We start from the raw sequence: 17,351 nt of genomic DNA on the forward strand, positions 1-17,351 counted from the left end.
TATTTGTAACTAATTTGTTTCAGTAGAAGTTCGCAAAAAAGAATAAAAGAGCGAGATGCGAGAAATTGGTGCTATCACTTATGTACTGTCAATACATATTCACGCTTCTCGAAGCGAAGCGCTCTCGCCTCCTATGCGAAGCATAGATACGCCTCCATAACACCTGCGTAGCAGGTGTTATTAAAAGAAAACCCAAGTGAGTCTACACTCTCACTTGGGTTCTTTTATCCTACTCAAAACTGCTACTTTTCGATTTCGATACTTTCTACGCGAGCTTTAAGTTTTTGACCTGGGCGGAAAGTAACAACACGGCGGGCAGAAATTGGAATATCTTCACCCGTTTTAGGATTTCTTCCTGGTCGCTCGTTCTTGTCGCGTAGATCAAAGTTACCAAAACCTGATAGCTTCACCTGCTCGCCACATTCAAGAGCTTTCCTGATTTCTTCAAAGAAGACTTCCACCGTATCCTTGGCGTCCCGTTTGCTTAATCCAACATTCTCAAACAGGTTCTCAGCCAAATCGGCTTTTGTGAGCGCCATAGATAATTCCCTCAAGACTATGTTGAATGGATAGCAGACATAAACCAATGTATCTCTGCTGCGAATTAGTTACGTAAGGCTGGAGCTATTTATCAACGAATCGGTATGCATTTTATATCGCATAACAAACGCTCTTCCTCAACTAGAGACAAGTTTAAGCCAACTTGCTGATTTCCGCCAACTTTTTTACATAAAGTTAGCATCAAATTATTGATTTTTAGTAGCAAGAAAAGGTTAATTCCATGCACCCTGTTGTGCTTTAGTCTCACACAAACCAAAAATAACTCCTGAAAAATCATGGGTATACCGAACAACTCTCTAAAATGAGACAGATAATCAGTAAATACCGCTATCTATCAGAATGTTAGATATTTTTAGATTTAGATCAAAAAAAAGCAGCCGTTTCCGGCTGCTTTCATAAAACAATGACTTAAATAACAAAAAAATTGCTCACCTAAGACATGCTATTAATCTTTTAGTCACGCAGGCTTGCACCAAAACGCTCGGCAAGAACGGTAACGATACTCTCTACAGCTCCTGAGATATCCGCGTCTTCAAGCGTACGCTCAGCAGATTGTAGAGTTAGTGCAATCGCAAGGCTCTTCTGACCGTCTTCGATACCTTTACCACGGTAATCATCGAATAGGTTTACGCCTATCAGCAGCTCACCACCATTTTCGCGACAAACTTCTACCACATCGCCAGCTGCAACATCATCATTAACCACGACGGCAATATCACGACGGTTTGCAGGGAACTTAGACACAGCAACAGCTTCAGGTAGTACGCGAGTATTAATCGCATTCCACTCGATTTCGAATACAACAGTACGACCGTTAAGGCCAAACTTACGTTCTAGTTCTGGGTGAACGGTACCGATGAAGCCGACTTCGCGCTCAGTTTCAAGACCAGCATCAACAACGATTGCTGCTGTTTGACCCGGGTGAAGAGCTGGGTGTTTCGCAGGTTTAAAGCCAAACGCGATTTCATTTGAAGTCAGCTCTAGTACCGCTTCTAAGTCACCTTTTAGGTCAAAGAAATCAACTGTGTTGGTTTCAATGTCCCAATGCTCTTCGCTGCGAGAACCAGCAATAACACCCGCCAACATTGGCTCTTGGCGCATGCCGTTTTCAGCAGACTCACATGGGATAAAACGCAGGCCGTATTCGAACAGACGAACACGCGGTTGCTGACGTTTCTGGTTGTGAACAACTGTATTCAATAGGCCTTGGATTAAACCAAGACGCATTGCTGACATGTCTGCAGAGATAGGGAACGGTAGAACCAACGGCTCTACACCTGGAACAATCAGTTTTTGCTGCTCTGGCTCAACAAAGCTATAAGTAATTGCTTCGTGGTAGCCACGGTCAACAAGAAGGTCACGTACACGCTTAAGCGGTAGGTTAGCTTCTTTGTGATCGTTCATGCTTAGTGCAGCAACAGGCGCTTGATTTGGAATGTTGTCGTAACCGTAGATACGGCCAACTTCTTCAATCAGATCTTGTTCGATAGCAATATCGAAACGCCATGTTGGTGCTGTTGCAGTCCAACCTTCCGCAGTTGTTTCAACAGACAGGCCAAGGCGTTCTAGAATTTCAACAACATCTGCGTCTGCAATGTGGTGACCTAGCAGGTTGTCTAATTTAGTACGACGCAGCGCAACTTTGTTCGGCTTAGGTAGATCAGCTTCAGACTCTACTGCCACAACCGGTGCAACTTCACCGCCGCAGATCTCAACGATCAGCTGAGTTGCACGCTCCATTGCACTTACCTGCAATGCGTAATCCACACCACGTTCAAAACGCATTGAAGAATCAGTGTGCAAGCCATAGCTACGCGCACGTCCACGAATATGGTCAGGTGCAAAGAAAGCACATTCCAGCATGATGTCTGTTGTACCAGCCATCACACCAGACAGTTCACCACCGAAGATACCAGCAATAGCTAGTGCTTTAGTGTGGTCAGCAACAACCAGAGTATCAGCGTTTAGCTCTGTTTCGGTGCCATCTAGAAGAGTCAGTTTCTCGCCCTGCTCTGCCATACGAACAACGATACCGCCTCCGATCTTAGAAAGATCGAATGCGTGCATTGGTTGGCCTTGTTCTAGAAGTACGAAGTTAGTAATGTCGACTACAGGATCGATAGAGCGGATACCACAGCGGCGCAGTTTTTCTTGCATCCATAGTGGCGTTTCAGCTTTAACGTTCACGTTCTTAACGACACGGCCTAGGTAGCGAGGACACGCAGCAGGGACTTTAACTTCAATTGAAACTGTGTCATCAATTGAAGGGGCAACAGCAGCAGCAGATGGCTCTGTTACGTCTGCACGGTTAAGTACGCCCACTTCACGAGCAAGACCACGGATGCTGAAACAGTCAGCACGGTTCGCAGTTAGATCAACGTCAACAGTAACGTCTTCTAGGCCTAGGAATTCGCGGAAATCAGTACCTAGTACCGCACTTTCTGACAACTCAAGGATACCGTCAGACTCAACATCGATACCTAGCTCAGAAAAAGAGCAAAGCATACCGTGTGATGGTTGACCACGCAGTTTTGCTTTCTTGATTTTGAAGTCACCAGGCAGTACAGCACCAACAGTCGCGACAGCAACTTTGATGCCTAGACGGCAGTTAGACGCACCACACACGATATCTAGCAGCTCTTCAGCGCCAACATCGACTTTGGTTACGCGCAGTTTGTCTGCATCAGGGTGTTGTTCACAAGAAACAACCTGTCCCACTTTAACGCCAGTAAATGAACCCGCCACAGGTAGTACGTCGTCTACCTCCAGGCCAGCCATTGTAATTTGATGTGTTAGTTCGTCAGTGGTAACCGCAGGGTTAACCCACTCACGAAGCCATGATTCGCTGAATTTCATTGTGATTAAACCTCTGGATTACTTGAACTGTTTTAGGAAACGAAGGTCGTTCTCGAAGAACGCACGTAGGTCGTTTACGCCATAACGAAGCATGGTTAGACGCTCAACGCCCATACCAAATGCAAAACCAGAGTATTTCTCAGGGTCAATGCCTACACTGCGAAGTACGTTCGGGTGAACCATACCGCAACCTAGTACTTCCAACCATTTACCATTTTTGCCTTTCACGTCTACTTCAGCAGAAGGCTCTGTGAATGGGAAGTAAGATGGACGGAAACGTACTTCCACTTCTTCTTCGAAGAAATTGCACAGGAAGTCGTGAAGAATGCCCTTAAGCTGTGCGAAGTTAACGTTTTCGTCAACTAGCATGCCTTCCACTTGGTGGAACATTGGCGTGTGGGTTTGATCGTAATCATTACGGTAAACACGGCCAGGTGCAATAAAGCGTAGTGGCGGCTGGCTTTCTTCCATAGTACGGATCTGAACACCAGAAGTGTGCGTACGAAGCATCAAGTCTGGATTAAAGAAGAAGGTATCGTGATCCGTACGTGCTGGGTGATCTTCAGCAATGTTCAATGCATCGAAGTTGTGGAAAGCATCTTCGATTTCTGGGCCAGCTTCTGTTGTAAAACCAAGCTCACCAAAGAAACTTTCGATACGTTCGATCGTACGAGTAACAGGGTGAATACCACCGTTTTCGATACGACGACCAGGCATAGTCACATCAATCGTTTCAGCAGCAAGCTTTGCTTCTAATTCAGCACGTTGTAGTGCGTCTTTACGCTCTACTAGAAGCGCCTGAACAGCTTGCTTCGCTTTATTGATTTCCTGACCAGCAGCACGACGCTCTTCTGGTGGTAGTTTACCTAGTTGTTGTAGTTGAAGGGTTAAGTGCCCTTTTTTACCTAGGTACTGAACTCGGACTTCGTCCAGAGCGACTAATGAATCAGCCTGCTCAATAGCTGCCGTTGCGTTGGCAATGATCTCGTCTAGATGTTGCATCATTTCCTCATCCACCCACAGGTGGCGTCCATAAGGGAGATATAAATTCGCGTAACGATACATACTAAAGAAACATGCGTCTAAATCCAAATCGAATCGCACTAAAAAAGTGGGTTTGGACGAAAAAAAGCCGCCTTTAAGAGCTCTTATAGCAAATAGCATAAGTATCTGGTCATTCAATAAGAATTCAAAGGCTCGAAGACAAGGCGCGCCTTGGAAAGCCCCTCTAGCACGCTCGGATCGGTTCTCGAGTGAAAGCAAGGTTCACGATGAAATTCCCCACCCTGTTTCGCTTTTTCCTCTCATCAAGCTTTACGCTACGCTGTAATTGATATGTCAGTTAGGCACCATTAAAAACTAAAGCCCTCGCAACTTTATCGTCAACCTCTCCATTTTTATCTTTCGCATTGCACAATCAAGCATCCTGAATTAAATTAATAAAACAGCGTTCGATTGTTATGAATAAATAGAGAGGAATTTATGGGATCGCAAGATAAGTACTGGCTAAACTACACAAAACTCACTTTTGTTATCGCGATAGCTGCAATGATTATTAGCATTGTCATGCTACCGGGCGATCTTCTCGTCAAGGGCTACTACAGTATCTGCAGCTTATTTCTTGTCAGTGCCACCGTCACATTAAGCAAGGCAGTACGCGATGAAGCCGAGTCAAAAAAGCTCCTACAGAAACTAGAAGAGGCAAAAACAGCCCAGCTTTTGAATGAATTAGAAGAGTAGCCAAATGAACGATGATGGATCGGCTAACCATATGTTTCTCATGTTGGTGAGACAGATCGGTCAGCTACACACTATGCTGGCCAACACCCAAGGGAAAAGAGCAACGCTCATCAATAAACAACACCAGCTTTGTGCTCTACACAACCGTTTTAATCGCGACATTGACACGATGATAGCCGCACAGCCTACAAACAGAAATAGAGATACCATATCGTCGAGTAACGTAAATCCACAGTCGAATGAAGCCTGGGAGTTTACTGCACTTCTCAGACGGTGCTGGAAAATCAGACAAGTTCAAACGCAGCTAGAGGGGAAGATAAATCGCACCAGGCAACGAGACAAACGAATTGAAGAGGCAATAAAGAAGACACTGACGTTAAGAAACAACGTAGCAAGTGTGATGAAAGCTGGTGTACTCGGCGGTCCACTACAAAATGCAATGGAGTTGTTACTGTTGAAGAATCAACTCTTGCTTAATCAACACCATTAATTACAACAAAAAAAGGAGAGCCGAAGCTCTCCTTTTCCATCAAACTGGACTGAAATTACAGTGCAGCTTTCGCTTTTTCAACTAGTACTGTGAAAGTAGCTTTGTCGAATACTGCGATATCAGCAAGGATCTTACGATCGATTTCGATAGATGCTTTCTTAAGGCCGTTGATTAGACGGCTGTAAGACATGCCATTCTGGCGTGCTGCAGCATTGATACGTGCAATCCAAAGTTGACGGAAAGTACGTTTCTTGTTGCGGCGGTCACGGTAAGCGTACTGACCAGCTTTAGTAACAGCCTGGAAAGCTACGCGGTAAACACGTGAACGTGCACCGTAGTAACCTTTAGCTTGTTTAAGAACTTTCTTGTGACGTGCACGTGCTTGTACACCACGTTTTACGCGAGGCATAGGAGACTCCTAACTAAATTAAAATATAAAACTAAAAACTATTAAGCGAACGGAAGCATACGTGCAACTGCTGCAACTTCACATGCTGGAAGAATCGCATTTGGACGAAGCTGACGCTTGTTCTTAGTAGTACGTTTAGTAAGGATGTGACGCTTTGTCGCGTGCTTAAACTTAAAGCCACCAGCAGTTTTCTTGAAACGCTTAGCAGCACCTTTGTTGGATTTCATCTTTGGCATGATGAGACTCCGCATTGTTGATAGTTAATAAACATAGTAATCAGGCGAACAAAAGCGCTGCCTAAGCAGCGCTTTTAGCTACTTGAATGCCGTAATTACTTCTTCTTTGGAGCAAGCATCATAGTCATTTGGCGACCTTCAACTCGGTTCGGAAAGCTCTCACAGACCGCTAGGTCTTCAAGCTCTTTCTTAATACGATTCAAAAGTTCAATACCAAGATTCTGATGGGCCATTTCACGACCACGGAAACGTAGTGTGACTTTACCCTTATTGCCCTCTTCTAAAAAGCGAGTCAGGTTGCGCAGTTTTACCTGATAATCGCCTTCGTCTGTACCAGGTCGGAATTTAACTTCCTTGATCTGGATTTGTTTCTGCTTTTTCTTTTGCTCTTTAGCAGCCTTGCTCTTTTCGAACAGGTACTTGCCATAGTCCATCACACGACAAACTGGTGGCTCGGCATTCGGGCTGATTTCAACTAAATCCACGCCAGCTTCATTAGCAATACGCGTTGCTTCTTCAATAGAAACAACACCGATTGATTCGCCATCAATTCCCGTTAAACGCACTTCGTTAACACCGCGAATTTCGCCATTTAGACGATGCGCATTTTGTTTAACTGGTGCTTGAGTTCTTCTTCCGCCTTTAATACCTTATTCCTCCACAACATTGAGCTTGCGACTGCTAACTTCCTGCTGCAAATAAGCAACAAGGTCGTCAATCTTAAATTTACCCAAATCTTTACCCTTGCGAGTACGAACTGCTATCTCGCCTGCTTCGACTTCTTTGTCACCGCAAACAAGCATGTAAGGCACTCGCTTCAAAGTATGTTCGCGGATTTTAAAGCCAATCTTCTCATTTCTCAAGTCCGCATTGACTCTAATTCCACTTTTTTGCAGTTTTTCTACTACTTCTTGTACATATTCTGACTGACTGTCAGTAATGTTCATCACTACAGCTTGCTGAGGCGCCAACCATGTTGGGAAGAAGCCTGCGTATTCTTCAATCAGAATACCGATGAAACGCTCTAGCGAACCAAGAATAGCACGGTGAATCATAACTGGAGTGTGACGTTCGTTGTCTTCACCCACATATGTTGCACCTAAACGCTCAGGCAGAGCAAAGTCTAGCTGAACTGTACCGCACTGCCAAGCACGATCTAGGCAGTCATGCAGTGTAAACTCGATCTTAGGACCGTAGAATGCACCCTCGCCTTCTTGAATATCATATGGAATTTCCATTGATTCAAGAGCCAGCTTAAGGTCTGATTCAGCTTTATCCCACATTTCATCAGAACCTACGCGCTTTTCAGGGCGAGTAGACAGCTTAACAACAATGTTGTCAAAGCCAAATGTCTGATAAGTATCATAAACCATTTTAATGCAAGATGTAACCTCTTCTTGCACTTGGGCTTCTGTACAGAAGACATGCGCATCATCCTGGGTGAAACCACGCACACGCATAATGCCGTGAAGCGCACCCGATGGCTCGTTACGGTGACATGAGCCAAACTCAGCCATACGCAATGGAAGATCACGGTAAGACTTCAGGCCTTGGTTAAAGATCTGAACATGACCAGGGCAGTTCATTGGCTTGATGGCATATTCACGGTTCTCAGAACTTGTTGTGAACATGGCTTCTGCGTATTTGTCCCAGTGACCAGAGCGTTCCCAAAGAACACGGTCCATCATCAATGGGCCTTTCACTTCCTGGTATTTGTACTCAGTTAGCTTCTCACGTACAAAAACTTCTAGCTCACGGAAGATAGTCCAACCATTGTGATGCCAGAACACCATACCAGGCGCTTCTTGCTGCATGTGGAACAGATCTAGCTGCTTACCAATTTTACGGTGGTCACGCTTTGCCGCTTCTTCTAGACGAGTAAGGTGCGCTTTAAGCAACTTCTTATCTTGGAAAGCCGTACCGTAGATACGCTGAAGCATCTTATTGTCGCTGTTACCACGCCAGTAGGCACCCGCAACACTCAACAATTTGAAGTGCTGGCAGAAGCCCATATTAGGGACGTGAGGACCACGACACATATCAATGTATTCTTCGTGGTGGTACAGACCTGGACGATCGTCTTGAGAAACGTTTTCGTCAAGGATTTCAATTTTGTAAGCCTCGCCACGCGCTTCAAATGTATCACGCGCTTCTTGCCAGCTTACCTTCTTCTTAACAACGGCATACTTTGTTTTCACAAGCTCTTTCATGCGCTTTTCAATCGCATCAACGTCTTCTTGTGTTAAAGATTGCTCAAGGTCAATATCGTAGTAGAAACCATTGTCGATCGTAGGACCGATCGCCATTTTAGCTTCAGGATAAAGTTGCTTGATGGCGTGGCCTAGAAGGTGAGCACAAGAGTGACGGATGATTTCCAGACCGTCTTCGTCTTTTGCTGTGATGATTTCTAGGCTGGCATCGTTTTCAATCAGATCGCACGCATCAACACGTTCACCGTCAACACGACCGGCGATACATGCTTTCGCAAGACCCGGACCGATTGAGAGTGCAACATCCATAGTTGATACAGCGTTATCAAATTGACGTTGGCTGCCGTCAGGAAGAGTAATTACAGGCATGAATATGTCCTTTCACAGTGGTGCCACACACCAAGTAGCACATGTTGAATTAAAAAAGCTTTGAGAAACTTTTATGAAATAAATGCAGTTTTTGCGTCGCTACCGCAATACAGAGCGGCATACCAACACAAAAACGAAGGTGCAAATATAGCAAACGGTAGTTACTGAATGCAAAGGCACAATTAAATTAATTTTCGACTAATTTAAAGCTCACTACATATAACTGCTGTACACCCGGATAGATCTCTTCAATGACAGCTTTAAGCTGATCTAATGTCATGTTTTCCTGCTCTGCATGATCACTATTGAGATCATCGAGCAAGACTGGTTCAACGCCGACAATATCAAGCTCGCAGAGCACCCGCCCCTCTTCATAGGTAACAACTTTGACACGGCTACCCGGTACAAAGTGACTCTCCGCCTCGTCACGGATAGTTATCGTCTTCTTTCCCGCCACAATGTCATGTTCAAACCGCTCAAAGAAGATCATCTCCGTCGGGATAATTACACTAGCCATCATTCACCCCAGCTATAGATAAATAAAAACTATATAGCACGACCAATAACATTGATATCTTTATCAATGTCTAGATTATGCTTACCATTTTGCCCTGTGACTTGAAATCGAGCCCAAAAGTTGCTTTCATTTGTATAGGCAATTATGGAATCACAACAATGGCTCAGTCACCGCGGTACCTTCAGATCAAACACTATCTCAATGATAAAATTCAATCTCGTACCTGGCCACCCGGCTTTAGGATCCCGACAGAGATCGAATTGTCAGAGCAATTTTCCGTGAGCCGAATGACGGCTAACAAAGCTATTCGCGATTTAGTCAAGGATGGGCTGCTTGAACGGACTCCTCGATTAGGCACCTTTGTCTGCCAGAAAAAGGCCGAATCACCGCTGATGGAAATCCGCAACATTGCCGCGGAAGTTAAAAATCGAGGCCATGATTATGCAAGCAAGGTGATCAGTCAGGTGACGGTAGAAGCCAACGACGATATTGCCCTCCAGCTCGGTGTACGTCATGGCACCAATGTATATTTTACCCAGATTGTCCATTACGAAAATGACAACCCTATCCAGTTAGAAGAGCGTTGGGTAAACCCTGACTTTGTACCGGAGTATATTGAACAAGACTTTACCCTCCAGACGCCAAATGAGTACCTGGTACAAACCTGCCCTCTGAGTGATATTGAGCATACTGTTGAAGCAATCTTACCGGCCAAACGTATTTCTGATCTGCTAATGATGACTTCAGGATCACCGTGTTTGTTGCTAAACCGCCGCACCTGGAGCGACAAGAACCTGATCAGCACGGCCCTGCTCTATCATCCGGGGGACAAATATAAATTAAGTTCTAGGAGTAAGGTCTAAAGCGTGAAGCGTGAAGCGTGAAGCGTGAAGCGTGAAGCGTGAAGCGTGAAGCGTGAAGCGTGAAGCGTGAAGCGTGAAGCGTGAAGCGTGAAGCGTGAAGCGTGAAGCGTGAAGCGTGAAGCGTGAAGCGTGAAGCGTGAAGCGTCGCAGATTGTAGAAACAAAAAGCGAGAGTCAAACAACTCCCGCTTTTCTCTCGCTTCTCGAAGCGAAGCGCCCTCACCTCTTACACGAAGTGTAAATACGCTTCCAGACGAAGCCTTCCCTCCCCCTATCAAACTCCTACTTTTTAACGTCCGACAGCCAATAATTACAATTTCGATCACATTTTCTTTACATTACACCTTGAATTCCCCTCGTTAATCGTCTTTAATTTGTATATACATAATCAACATTCGAAGATGAGCTTCCATGGATCGAGTACTGACAAATCTAAAAATGGTCACCATGCAGCCAGGAGCTGGTTACCAGATCATTGAAAACGGAATGATTGGTATCCAAGCTGGCAAAATCATGTTTGCCGGTCATGCCAACCATGATGATCTCCACGGTCATCCTGATGTCATTGACTGCCACGGCGCACTGGTCACCCCTGGATTTATTGATTGTCATACTCACTTGGTATTTGCTGGCAATCGTGCCAACGAATTCGAACAACGTCTTAACGGCGTTCCCTATGAAGACATCGCCAAAGCCGGTGGAGGCATTCTGTCGACGGTTCGAGCTACCCGTGAGGCATCGGAAGATGAGCTTTATGAACTTGCTCTGCAACGGCTAAATGGGCTTAAGCAAGATGGTGTCACCACTGTCGAAATCAAATCAGGCTACGGCCTTACTTTAGCCGATGAGCTAAAAATGCTCCGTGTGGCCCGTCGTATTGGCGAGCTAAATGACATCAAGGTATCCACTACCCTTCTGGCCGCTCACGCCTTGCCTCCTGAATATGTTGGCAGAGATGACGAGTACATAGAGCATGTCTGCCAGGACATTATCCCTGCCGCAACCAATGAAAAACTGGCAGATGCCGTAGATGTCTTCTGCGAAGGCATCGGTTTTAGTACCGAACAATGCCAACGGGTTTTTACTGCAGCAAAAGAACACGGCCTGAACATAAAAGGCCATACCGAACAGCTTTCTAACCTTGGCGGTAGTGCACTGGCTGCACGTATGGGCGCAACATCCGTTGATCATATTGAATACCTCGACAATGAAGGCGTAGCAGCATTAGCGGCATGTGACACTGTTGCAACGTTATTGCCTGGAGCGTTTTACTTCCTGCGTGAATCACAGCAACCGCCCATCGATCAGCTACGCCAGCTGAACGTACCGATGGCTATCTCTACCGACTTTAACCCGGGGACCTCCCCGATAGCCTCGCTTCGCGCCATGATGAACATGGGCTGCACGCTATTTCGGTTAACTCCCGAAGAATGTTTGCGTGGGGTAACTGTTAATGCAGCCCAGGCACTGGGACTGCAGGAAACCCGAGGTCAAATTCAGCTTGGCATGGAGGCCGACCTTGCCATCTGGAATGTCGAAACACCTGCCGAGCTGTCATACCGCCTTGGTGTACCCGATCTTATTGCCCGTGTCGTTGACGGCCACCTATTTCCATCAAACGGAGAAATGCACAATGCCAATTAACATGAGTCCATGGCAGGGCCGCACCGATCCGGAAGACGGTGAACTAGGCCTACGCTGGCATCAGAAAGTACAACCGGCTGATCAAGCAAACGAGGAAGGCATCATGCTGCTTGGTTTTGCCTGTGACGAAGGTGTTTCCCGCAACAAAGGCCGCACAGGTGCTTACGCAGCTCCTGTAGCCATTCGAAAAGCACTGGCAAATTTGGCCTGGCATCATACCGGGCCAGTATATGATGGCGGGGATATCAGCTGCGATGATGGCAACCTCGAGCTAGCACAGCACCGTTTAGGCGAGGATGTCAGCAGGGCACTGCGTCAGCGTCATAAGGTCATCGTTTTCGGTGGTGGCCACGAGGTGGCATGGGGAACATTCCAGGGGATTGGCAGCTACCTGGTGCAAAAGCAGCACGTGGCCAACCCAGAAGATGATTCAGTATTAGCAGAGCAAGCCCTTCAGCCTGCGCCAACAGTCGGGATCATCAACTTTGACGCCCATTTCGATTTAAGAAATCCGCCTGCAGGACAACAATCTGAAATGGGTAGCTCTGGTACTCCCTTTCATCAAGCAGCCCGTTTTTGCCAGCTGCAAAACTGGCCATTTAAATACGCCTGCCTTGGCTTGAGCCGGACTAGCAATACTCAAGCGCTTTATGCAAAAGCGGATCGCCTTGGTGTGCTTTATAAAGATGACACCGAGCTGACTCACCAGCATATAGAGCAAACATTAGCAGAACTACAAACCTTTATTGATCAATGTGATCACCTCTACCTCACTATTGATCTCGATGTATTTCCCGCCTCTGTTGCACCAGGTGTCAGCGCACCTGCTGCACGCGGCGTCCCTTTCGATATTGTCGAGTTGCTTCTTGCGCCAATTTTGGCAGCCAAAAACCAGGAAGGTGAATCCAAGCTTCTGGTCGCTGACATGGCCGAGTACAACCCGCGTTTTGATATCGACAACCAAACAGCACGGTTAGCCGCAAGGTTAGCCTGGACAATCGCCCGTGCCATTCGATAACCGGATCCGGCACTGCAAGGAGAGCCAAATGACGCAATCAACGTCTCAACATCAGTCAAACCCACGTTTAGATGAATCAAGAACAATTAATGCCCCTACAGGGACACAACTAAACGCCAAGTCATGGTTAACAGAAGCTCCGCTACGGATGCTGATGAATAACCTGCACCCGGATGTTGCCGAACACCCTCATGCGCTTGTGGTATACGGTGGCATTGGTCGCGCAGCCCGAAACTGGGAGTGCTATGACAAGATTGTTGAAGTATTGCAACGTCTGGAAGACGATGAAACCTTACTGGTTCAATCCGGTAAACCTGTTGGTGTGTTCAAGACTCACAGCAATGCACCACGCGTACTCATTGCAAACTCTAACCTGGTACCACACTGGGCAAACTGGGAGCATTTCAACGAGCTCGATAAAGAAGGCCTGATGATGTATGGCCAGATGACAGCGGGTAGCTGGATCTATATCGGCTCACAAGGCATTGTTCAGGGCACATACGAAACCTTCGTTGCCATGGCTCGCCAGCATTTCAATGGCGATGCAAAAGGGCGCTGGATCCTGACTGGTGGCTTGGGCGGTATGGGTGGTGCCCAGCCTCTTGCTGCAACTATGGCAGGGTTTTCAATGATTGCAGTCGAATGTGATGAGTCACGTATCGACTACCGCCTTCGTACAGGCTACGTCGATTGCAAGGCCACCACTTTAGATGAAGCGCTAGCCATTGTTGAAGAGTCAAAACAAACCGGTAAACCAGTCTCTGTTGGCCTGCTTGGCAACGCAGCAGATGTCTACCCTGAACTGGTTGAACGTGGCATTGTTCCTGATGCAACGACTGACCAAACATCGGCGCATGATCCCCTCAATGGCTACCTGCCAAAAGGCTGGAGCATGGAATATGCCGCCGAGATGCGTACCAAAGACGAAGCTGCCGTAGTAAAAGCGGCCAAGCAGTCGATGGCGGTTCAGGTACAGGCTATGTTGGATCTGCAAACTGCGGGTTCGGCAACAGTTGATTACGGTAACAATATTCGCCAAATGGCGCTTGAAGAAGGTGTCGAGAATGCCTTTGACTTCCCAGGGTTCGTACCTGCGTATATCCGTCCGTTGTTCTGCGAAGGCGTAGGACCATTCCGCTGGGCAGCACTATCTGGCGATCCAGAAGATATCTACAAAACGGATCAGAAAGTGAAAGAACTGATCCCGGACAACCCTCACCTGCACAACTGGCTAGATATGGCCCGCGAGCGTATTCAGTTCCAGGGGCTACCGGCCCGTATCTGCTGGGTAGGTTTGAAAGACCGTGCCCGCCTAGGTAAAGCGTTTAACGAAATGGTTAAAAATGGCGAGCTGAAAGCACCCATCGTCATTGGCCGCGACCACCTAGATTCTGGCTCTGTTGCCAGCCCGAACCGTGAAACTGAAGGCATGATGGATGGCTCTGACGCTGTCTCTGACTGGCCGCTACTTAATGCGCTGCTAAATACCGCTTCTGGCGCGACTTGGGTATCGCTACACCACGGCGGTGGTGTCGGTATGGGCTTCTCGCAGCATTCAGGTATGGTTATCGTGTGTGATGGTAGTGACGATGCTGCAGAGCGTGTCGGCCGTGTTCTACGCAATGACCCTGCAACCGGGGTAATGCGCCATTCCGATGCGGGTTACGACATCGCCATTAATTGCGCCAAAGAGCAAGGTCTTGACTTGCCAATGATCACCACCCAGTCAGTAACAAAATAATCACCGATAGCGAGAAGGAAGTTGTATGTACCAATTTGAAATTAATCCGGGAAAGCTATCTCTTAAGCAACTCCGTGAAATCAGCCGCCAGCCTGTTGAACTGTCTCTGCATGAGTCAGCGTTAGAAGGCATGCAGGCAAGTACCCAGGTGGTTGAGCAGATCATTGCTGAAGACCGCGTTGTTTACGGCATCAACACCGGTTTTGGCTTACTCGCCAACACCCGCATCGCTGTGGAAGATCTTGAAACGCTGCAGCGTAGTATTGTTCTGTCGCATGCTGCAGGTATCGGTGAATTTATGGACGATGCCACCGTGCGCCTGATGATAGCCCTGAAAATCAACAGCCTTTCTCGTGGCTTTTCTGGTATTCGTCCATTAGTCGTGAATGCCCTGATACAACTTGTGAATTCAGAAGTGTATCCGTGCATACCAAAGAAAGGATCTGTTGGTGCGTCGGGCGATCTCGCCCCACTTGCCCATATGAGTACAGTTTTACTAGGTGAAGGTCAGGCTCGCTACCAAGGTGAGGTCATTACCGGTGCAGAAGCACTTAAGATCGCAGGCCTTGAGCCAATTACGCTGGCGCCGAAAGAAGGACTAGCCCTTCTCAATGGTACCCAGGCTTCAACGGCCTTTGCCCTAGAAGGCCTGTTCGCAGCAGAAGATCTCTATGCTTCCGGTACTGTCTGCGGCGCGATGTCAGTTGATGCTGCGCTCGGTAGTCGCCGTCCGTTTGACCCGCGCATCCACCGTGTACGTGGACACCGTGGCCAGATTGATGCAGCAACAGCATACCGACACATGCTGGATAAAGAGAGTGAAATTGGCCTGTCGCACCAGCAATGTGAAAAGGTACAAGACCCTTATTCACTTCGTTGCCAGCCTCAGGTTATGGGTGCCTGCCTTCAGCAGATCCGTAATTCTGCTGACATTCTGGAAATTGAAGCCAACGCGGTTTCAGATAACCCACTGGTATTTGCTGACGATGGCGACATTATCTCTGGCGGTAACTTCCATGCAGAACCTGTAGCTATGGCCGCTGATAATCTAGCCCTTGCCATTGCAGAAATTGGTAGCCTTTCTGAGCGCCGAATGGCACTGCTTATCGATAGCGCCCTGAGCAAGCTGCCTCCGTTCCTAGTCGACAATGGTGGCGTCAACTCAGGCTTTATGATTGCCCAGGTTACGTCAGCAGCACTAGCCAGCGAAAACAAAACACTGGCGCACCCGGCTTCTGTCGATAGCTTGCCAACATCAGCCAACCAGGAAGACCATGTTTCGATGGCAACATTTGCGGGTCGTCGCCTAGCAGATATGGCTGAAAATACCCGCGGTATTTTAGCCGTTGAACTATTGGCTGCTTCACAGGGGCTCGACTTCAGAAATCCAAACAAGAGTTCTGAACGAATTGAAAAAGCCAAAGCCCAGCTACGCGAGCGCGTCAGTTTCTATGATAAAGATAGATATTTCGCACCAGATATTGAAAAAGCCAACCAGCTACTGAAAGAAGCTGCCTACAACACGCTAATGCCTGCTCAGCTGCTACCAAGCCTATAATCCCTACCGAACCTAAAGCCGGAAATGATTTTTTCCGGCTTTTTCATTATTTTGTCATCATTTTAAATCATCTTTTTGATATTGATTTAGCTGTCTTTTCGGTATCAATTCACACTCGGGCAAGCTAAAACCTTGATAAGCGCACAGTTCTTTGTGCAATAAATAGTCTAAGATGTTGATGAGACACCCATAACATTCAGTCTCACACTATCTTGATCAGCCGTGGAGGGTGCTATGTGGCAAGCGATTTCTCACCAGCTTTCTGACGTTTTAGGAAAACCATTCAAAATCACTGAAAAGGAATCCCTTGAAGGCGGTGATATCAATGAGTGCTACTGTATTGGTGATGGTAACGATCGCTTCTTTCTGAAGCTCAATGATCGTGACCTACTCGTAATCTTCGAGACTGAAGCTGAGAGCTTACGTATCCTCAACGAAGCTGATTGTATTCAGGTGCCTCAGTTACTACACCTTGGTACCAGCCGGGACAAATCCTTTCTCGTGTTAAATTATCTACCAACCAAGGTCATCGACAATGATGCGGCGTATACCCTTGGTCAAGAGCTTGCCAGGTTGCACTCCTGGGGGGATCAGGCCGAATATGGCTTTGATTTAGATAATTACATCGGATTGACCCCACAGCCAAACAAATGGCGTCGTCGTTGGTGTCGTTTCTTTGCTGAGCAGCGCATTGCCTGGCAATTACAGATCTGCCAGGAAAAAGGTATCGACTTTGGCAACATCGATACGATCACCAGCCGAGTCATCGAACTCTTGATGAACCACCAGCCTAAACCATCGCTGTTACATGGTGATCTCTGGCATGGCAATACCGCAGTGACTGTAACTGGCCCTATTATTTTTGACCCGGCCAGCTACTGGGGGGATCGTGAATGTGATATTGCGATGACCGAGCTATTTGGCGGTTTTCCTCACACCTTCTACGAAGGCTATCAATCAGTTTGGCCTTTAGATGATGGATATCAAGAACGTAAAGAGCTCTATAATTTATACCATGTACTGAATCACTGTAACTTGTTTGGCGGGAGCTATATCGCTCAAGCTGAACATTCGATAGAGAAGCTCGGCCTGCTCGGGTAGCCCAAAGCTTTCTATCGCATACTCTCTAGCAGGGTAATA

At 47.0% G+C, this 17,351-nt stretch carries 16 protein-coding genes; 8 read left to right on the forward strand and 8 right to left on the reverse strand.

Annotated features, from left to right (window positions below):
- Window positions 1-242: 242 nt before the first annotated feature.
- From ihfA to pheS, 3 genes are all read right to left on the reverse strand, one after another.
- The gene (ihfA, locus tag AC51G0_RS10935; protein ID WP_299021885.1) at window positions 243-539 is read right to left on the reverse strand and encodes an integration host factor subunit alpha; all 297 of its coding nucleotides are present in this window, start codon (window positions 537-539) and stop codon (window positions 243-245) included.
- A 475-nt stretch (window positions 540-1,014) separates the two neighbouring features.
- Entirely contained in the window at window positions 1,015-3,417 is a 2,403-nt protein-coding gene (gene pheT / locus AC51G0_RS10940) for a phenylalanine--tRNA ligase subunit beta (protein ID WP_496298436.1), read from the reverse strand.
- An 18-nt stretch (window positions 3,418-3,435) separates the two neighbouring features.
- Window positions 3,436-4,419: a phenylalanine--tRNA ligase subunit alpha gene (pheS, locus tag AC51G0_RS10945; RefSeq protein ID WP_496301924.1), complete on the reverse strand. Its 984-nt coding sequence runs from the start codon at window positions 4,417-4,419 to the stop codon at window positions 3,436-3,438.
- 480 nt (window positions 4,420-4,899) lie between these two features.
- Between pheS and AC51G0_RS10950 the strand changes: the two genes are divergently transcribed.
- A complete protein-coding gene (locus AC51G0_RS10950; RefSeq protein ID WP_496298437.1) occupies window positions 4,900-5,157 on the forward strand; it encodes a YiaA/YiaB family inner membrane protein in 258 nt (85 codons plus the stop codon).
- A 4-nt stretch (window positions 5,158-5,161) separates the two neighbouring features.
- Window positions 5,162-5,647, forward strand: a complete 486-nt coding sequence (locus AC51G0_RS10955; protein WP_496298439.1) for a hypothetical protein — start codon at window positions 5,162-5,164, stop codon at window positions 5,645-5,647.
- A 55-nt stretch (window positions 5,648-5,702) separates the two neighbouring features.
- Here AC51G0_RS10955 and rplT read toward each other — a convergent pair whose 3' ends face one another.
- The 5 genes from rplT to yqfB all read right to left on the reverse strand — a co-directional run bounded on the left by rplT (window position 5,703) and on the right by yqfB (window position 9,388).
- The gene (gene rplT / locus AC51G0_RS10960) at window positions 5,703-6,056 is read right to left on the reverse strand and encodes a 50S ribosomal protein L20 (RefSeq protein ID WP_048897216.1); all 354 of its coding nucleotides are present in this window, start codon (window positions 6,054-6,056) and stop codon (window positions 5,703-5,705) included.
- Window positions 6,057-6,097: 41 nt separating this feature from the next.
- On the reverse strand, window positions 6,098-6,292 hold the full coding sequence (rpmI, locus tag AC51G0_RS10965) for a 50S ribosomal protein L35 (protein WP_007469870.1): 195 nt from the start codon (window positions 6,290-6,292) through the stop codon (window positions 6,098-6,100).
- A gap of 95 nt (window positions 6,293-6,387) precedes the next feature.
- On the reverse strand, window positions 6,388-6,858 hold the full coding sequence (infC, locus tag AC51G0_RS10970; RefSeq protein WP_496298442.1) for a translation initiation factor IF-3: 471 nt from the start codon (window positions 6,856-6,858) through the stop codon (window positions 6,388-6,390).
- 84 nt (window positions 6,859-6,942) lie between these two features.
- Complete coding sequence (gene thrS / locus AC51G0_RS10975; protein ID WP_496298444.1) at window positions 6,943-8,871, reverse strand: threonine--tRNA ligase; 1,929 nt, start codon at window positions 8,869-8,871, stop codon at window positions 6,943-6,945.
- Between the two features lie 187 nt (window positions 8,872-9,058).
- Window positions 9,059-9,388 carry a N(4)-acetylcytidine aminohydrolase gene (gene yqfB / locus AC51G0_RS10980; RefSeq protein WP_496301925.1) on the reverse strand — a complete coding sequence of 110 codons (330 nt, stop codon included), beginning with the start codon at window positions 9,386-9,388 and terminating at the stop codon, window positions 9,059-9,061.
- 158 nt (window positions 9,389-9,546) lie between these two features.
- Between yqfB and hutC the strand changes: the two genes are divergently transcribed.
- The 6 genes from hutC (at window position 9,547) to AC51G0_RS11010 (ending at window position 17,312) form a co-directional block, all read left to right on the forward strand.
- A complete protein-coding gene (gene hutC / locus AC51G0_RS10985; RefSeq protein ID WP_496298445.1) occupies window positions 9,547-10,251 on the forward strand; it encodes a histidine utilization transcriptional repressor HutC in 705 nt (234 codons plus the stop codon).
- Between the two features lie 410 nt (window positions 10,252-10,661).
- On the forward strand, window positions 10,662-11,894 hold the full coding sequence (hutI, locus tag AC51G0_RS10990; protein ID WP_496298446.1) for an imidazolonepropionase: 1,233 nt from the start codon (window positions 10,662-10,664) through the stop codon (window positions 11,892-11,894).
- Entirely contained in the window at window positions 11,884-12,912 is a 1,029-nt protein-coding gene (gene hutG / locus AC51G0_RS10995; protein WP_496298448.1) for a formimidoylglutamase, read from the forward strand. The genes hutI and hutG overlap by 11 nt, the downstream gene beginning before the upstream one ends.
- Before the next feature lie 28 nt (window positions 12,913-12,940).
- Window positions 12,941-14,653 (forward strand): urocanate hydratase, encoded by a 1,713-nt coding sequence (gene hutU, locus AC51G0_RS11000; RefSeq protein ID WP_496298449.1) that lies wholly within the window; start codon window positions 12,941-12,943, stop codon window positions 14,651-14,653.
- A 25-nt stretch (window positions 14,654-14,678) separates the two neighbouring features.
- Window positions 14,679-16,211: a histidine ammonia-lyase gene (hutH, locus tag AC51G0_RS11005; RefSeq protein ID WP_496298450.1), complete on the forward strand. Its 1,533-nt coding sequence runs from the start codon at window positions 14,679-14,681 to the stop codon at window positions 16,209-16,211.
- 234 nt (window positions 16,212-16,445) lie between these two features.
- Entirely contained in the window at window positions 16,446-17,312 is an 867-nt protein-coding gene (locus tag AC51G0_RS11010; RefSeq protein WP_496298451.1) for a fructosamine kinase family protein, read from the forward strand.
- The last annotated feature ends 39 nt before the right edge of the window (window positions 17,313-17,351 follow it).

The sequence above is a fragment of the Photobacterium sp. HL06 genome, assembly GCF_059552575.1.

Coding starts and splice junctions, on each gene's coding strand:
- hutH (WP_496298450.1), top strand. CDS start 14,679: ATGTACCAATTTGAAATTAATCCGGGAAAGCTATCTCTTAAGCAACTC.
- AC51G0_RS10950 (WP_496298437.1), top strand. CDS start 4,900: ATGGGATCGCAAGATAAGTACTGGCTAAACTACACAAAACTCACTTTT.
- hutU (WP_496298449.1), top strand. CDS start 12,941: ATGACGCAATCAACGTCTCAACATCAGTCAAACCCACGTTTAGATGAA.
- rpmI (WP_007469870.1), bottom strand. CDS start 6,292: ATGCCAAAGATGAAATCCAACAAAGGTGCTGCTAAGCGTTTCAAGAAA.
- AC51G0_RS11010 (WP_496298451.1), top strand. CDS start 16,446: ATGTGGCAAGCGATTTCTCACCAGCTTTCTGACGTTTTAGGAAAACCA.
- hutG (WP_496298448.1), top strand. CDS start 11,884: ATGCCAATTAACATGAGTCCATGGCAGGGCCGCACCGATCCGGAAGAC.
- hutC (WP_496298445.1), top strand. CDS start 9,547: ATGGCTCAGTCACCGCGGTACCTTCAGATCAAACACTATCTCAATGAT.
- ihfA (WP_299021885.1), bottom strand. CDS start 539: ATGGCGCTCACAAAAGCCGATTTGGCTGAGAACCTGTTTGAGAATGTT.
- pheS (WP_496301924.1), bottom strand. CDS start 4,419: ATGCAACATCTAGACGAGATCATTGCCAACGCAACGGCAGCTATTGAG.
- rplT (WP_048897216.1), bottom strand. CDS start 6,056: ATGCCTCGCGTAAAACGTGGTGTACAAGCACGTGCACGTCACAAGAAA.
- AC51G0_RS10955 (WP_496298439.1), top strand. CDS start 5,162: ATGAACGATGATGGATCGGCTAACCATATGTTTCTCATGTTGGTGAGA.
- hutI (WP_496298446.1), top strand. CDS start 10,662: ATGGATCGAGTACTGACAAATCTAAAAATGGTCACCATGCAGCCAGGA.
- pheT (WP_496298436.1), bottom strand. CDS start 3,417: ATGAAATTCAGCGAATCATGGCTTCGTGAGTGGGTTAACCCTGCGGTT.
- yqfB (WP_496301925.1), bottom strand. CDS start 9,388: ATGGCTAGTGTAATTATCCCGACGGAGATGATCTTCTTTGAGCGGTTT.
- thrS (WP_496298444.1), bottom strand. CDS start 8,871: ATGCCTGTAATTACTCTTCCTGACGGCAGCCAACGTCAATTTGATAAC.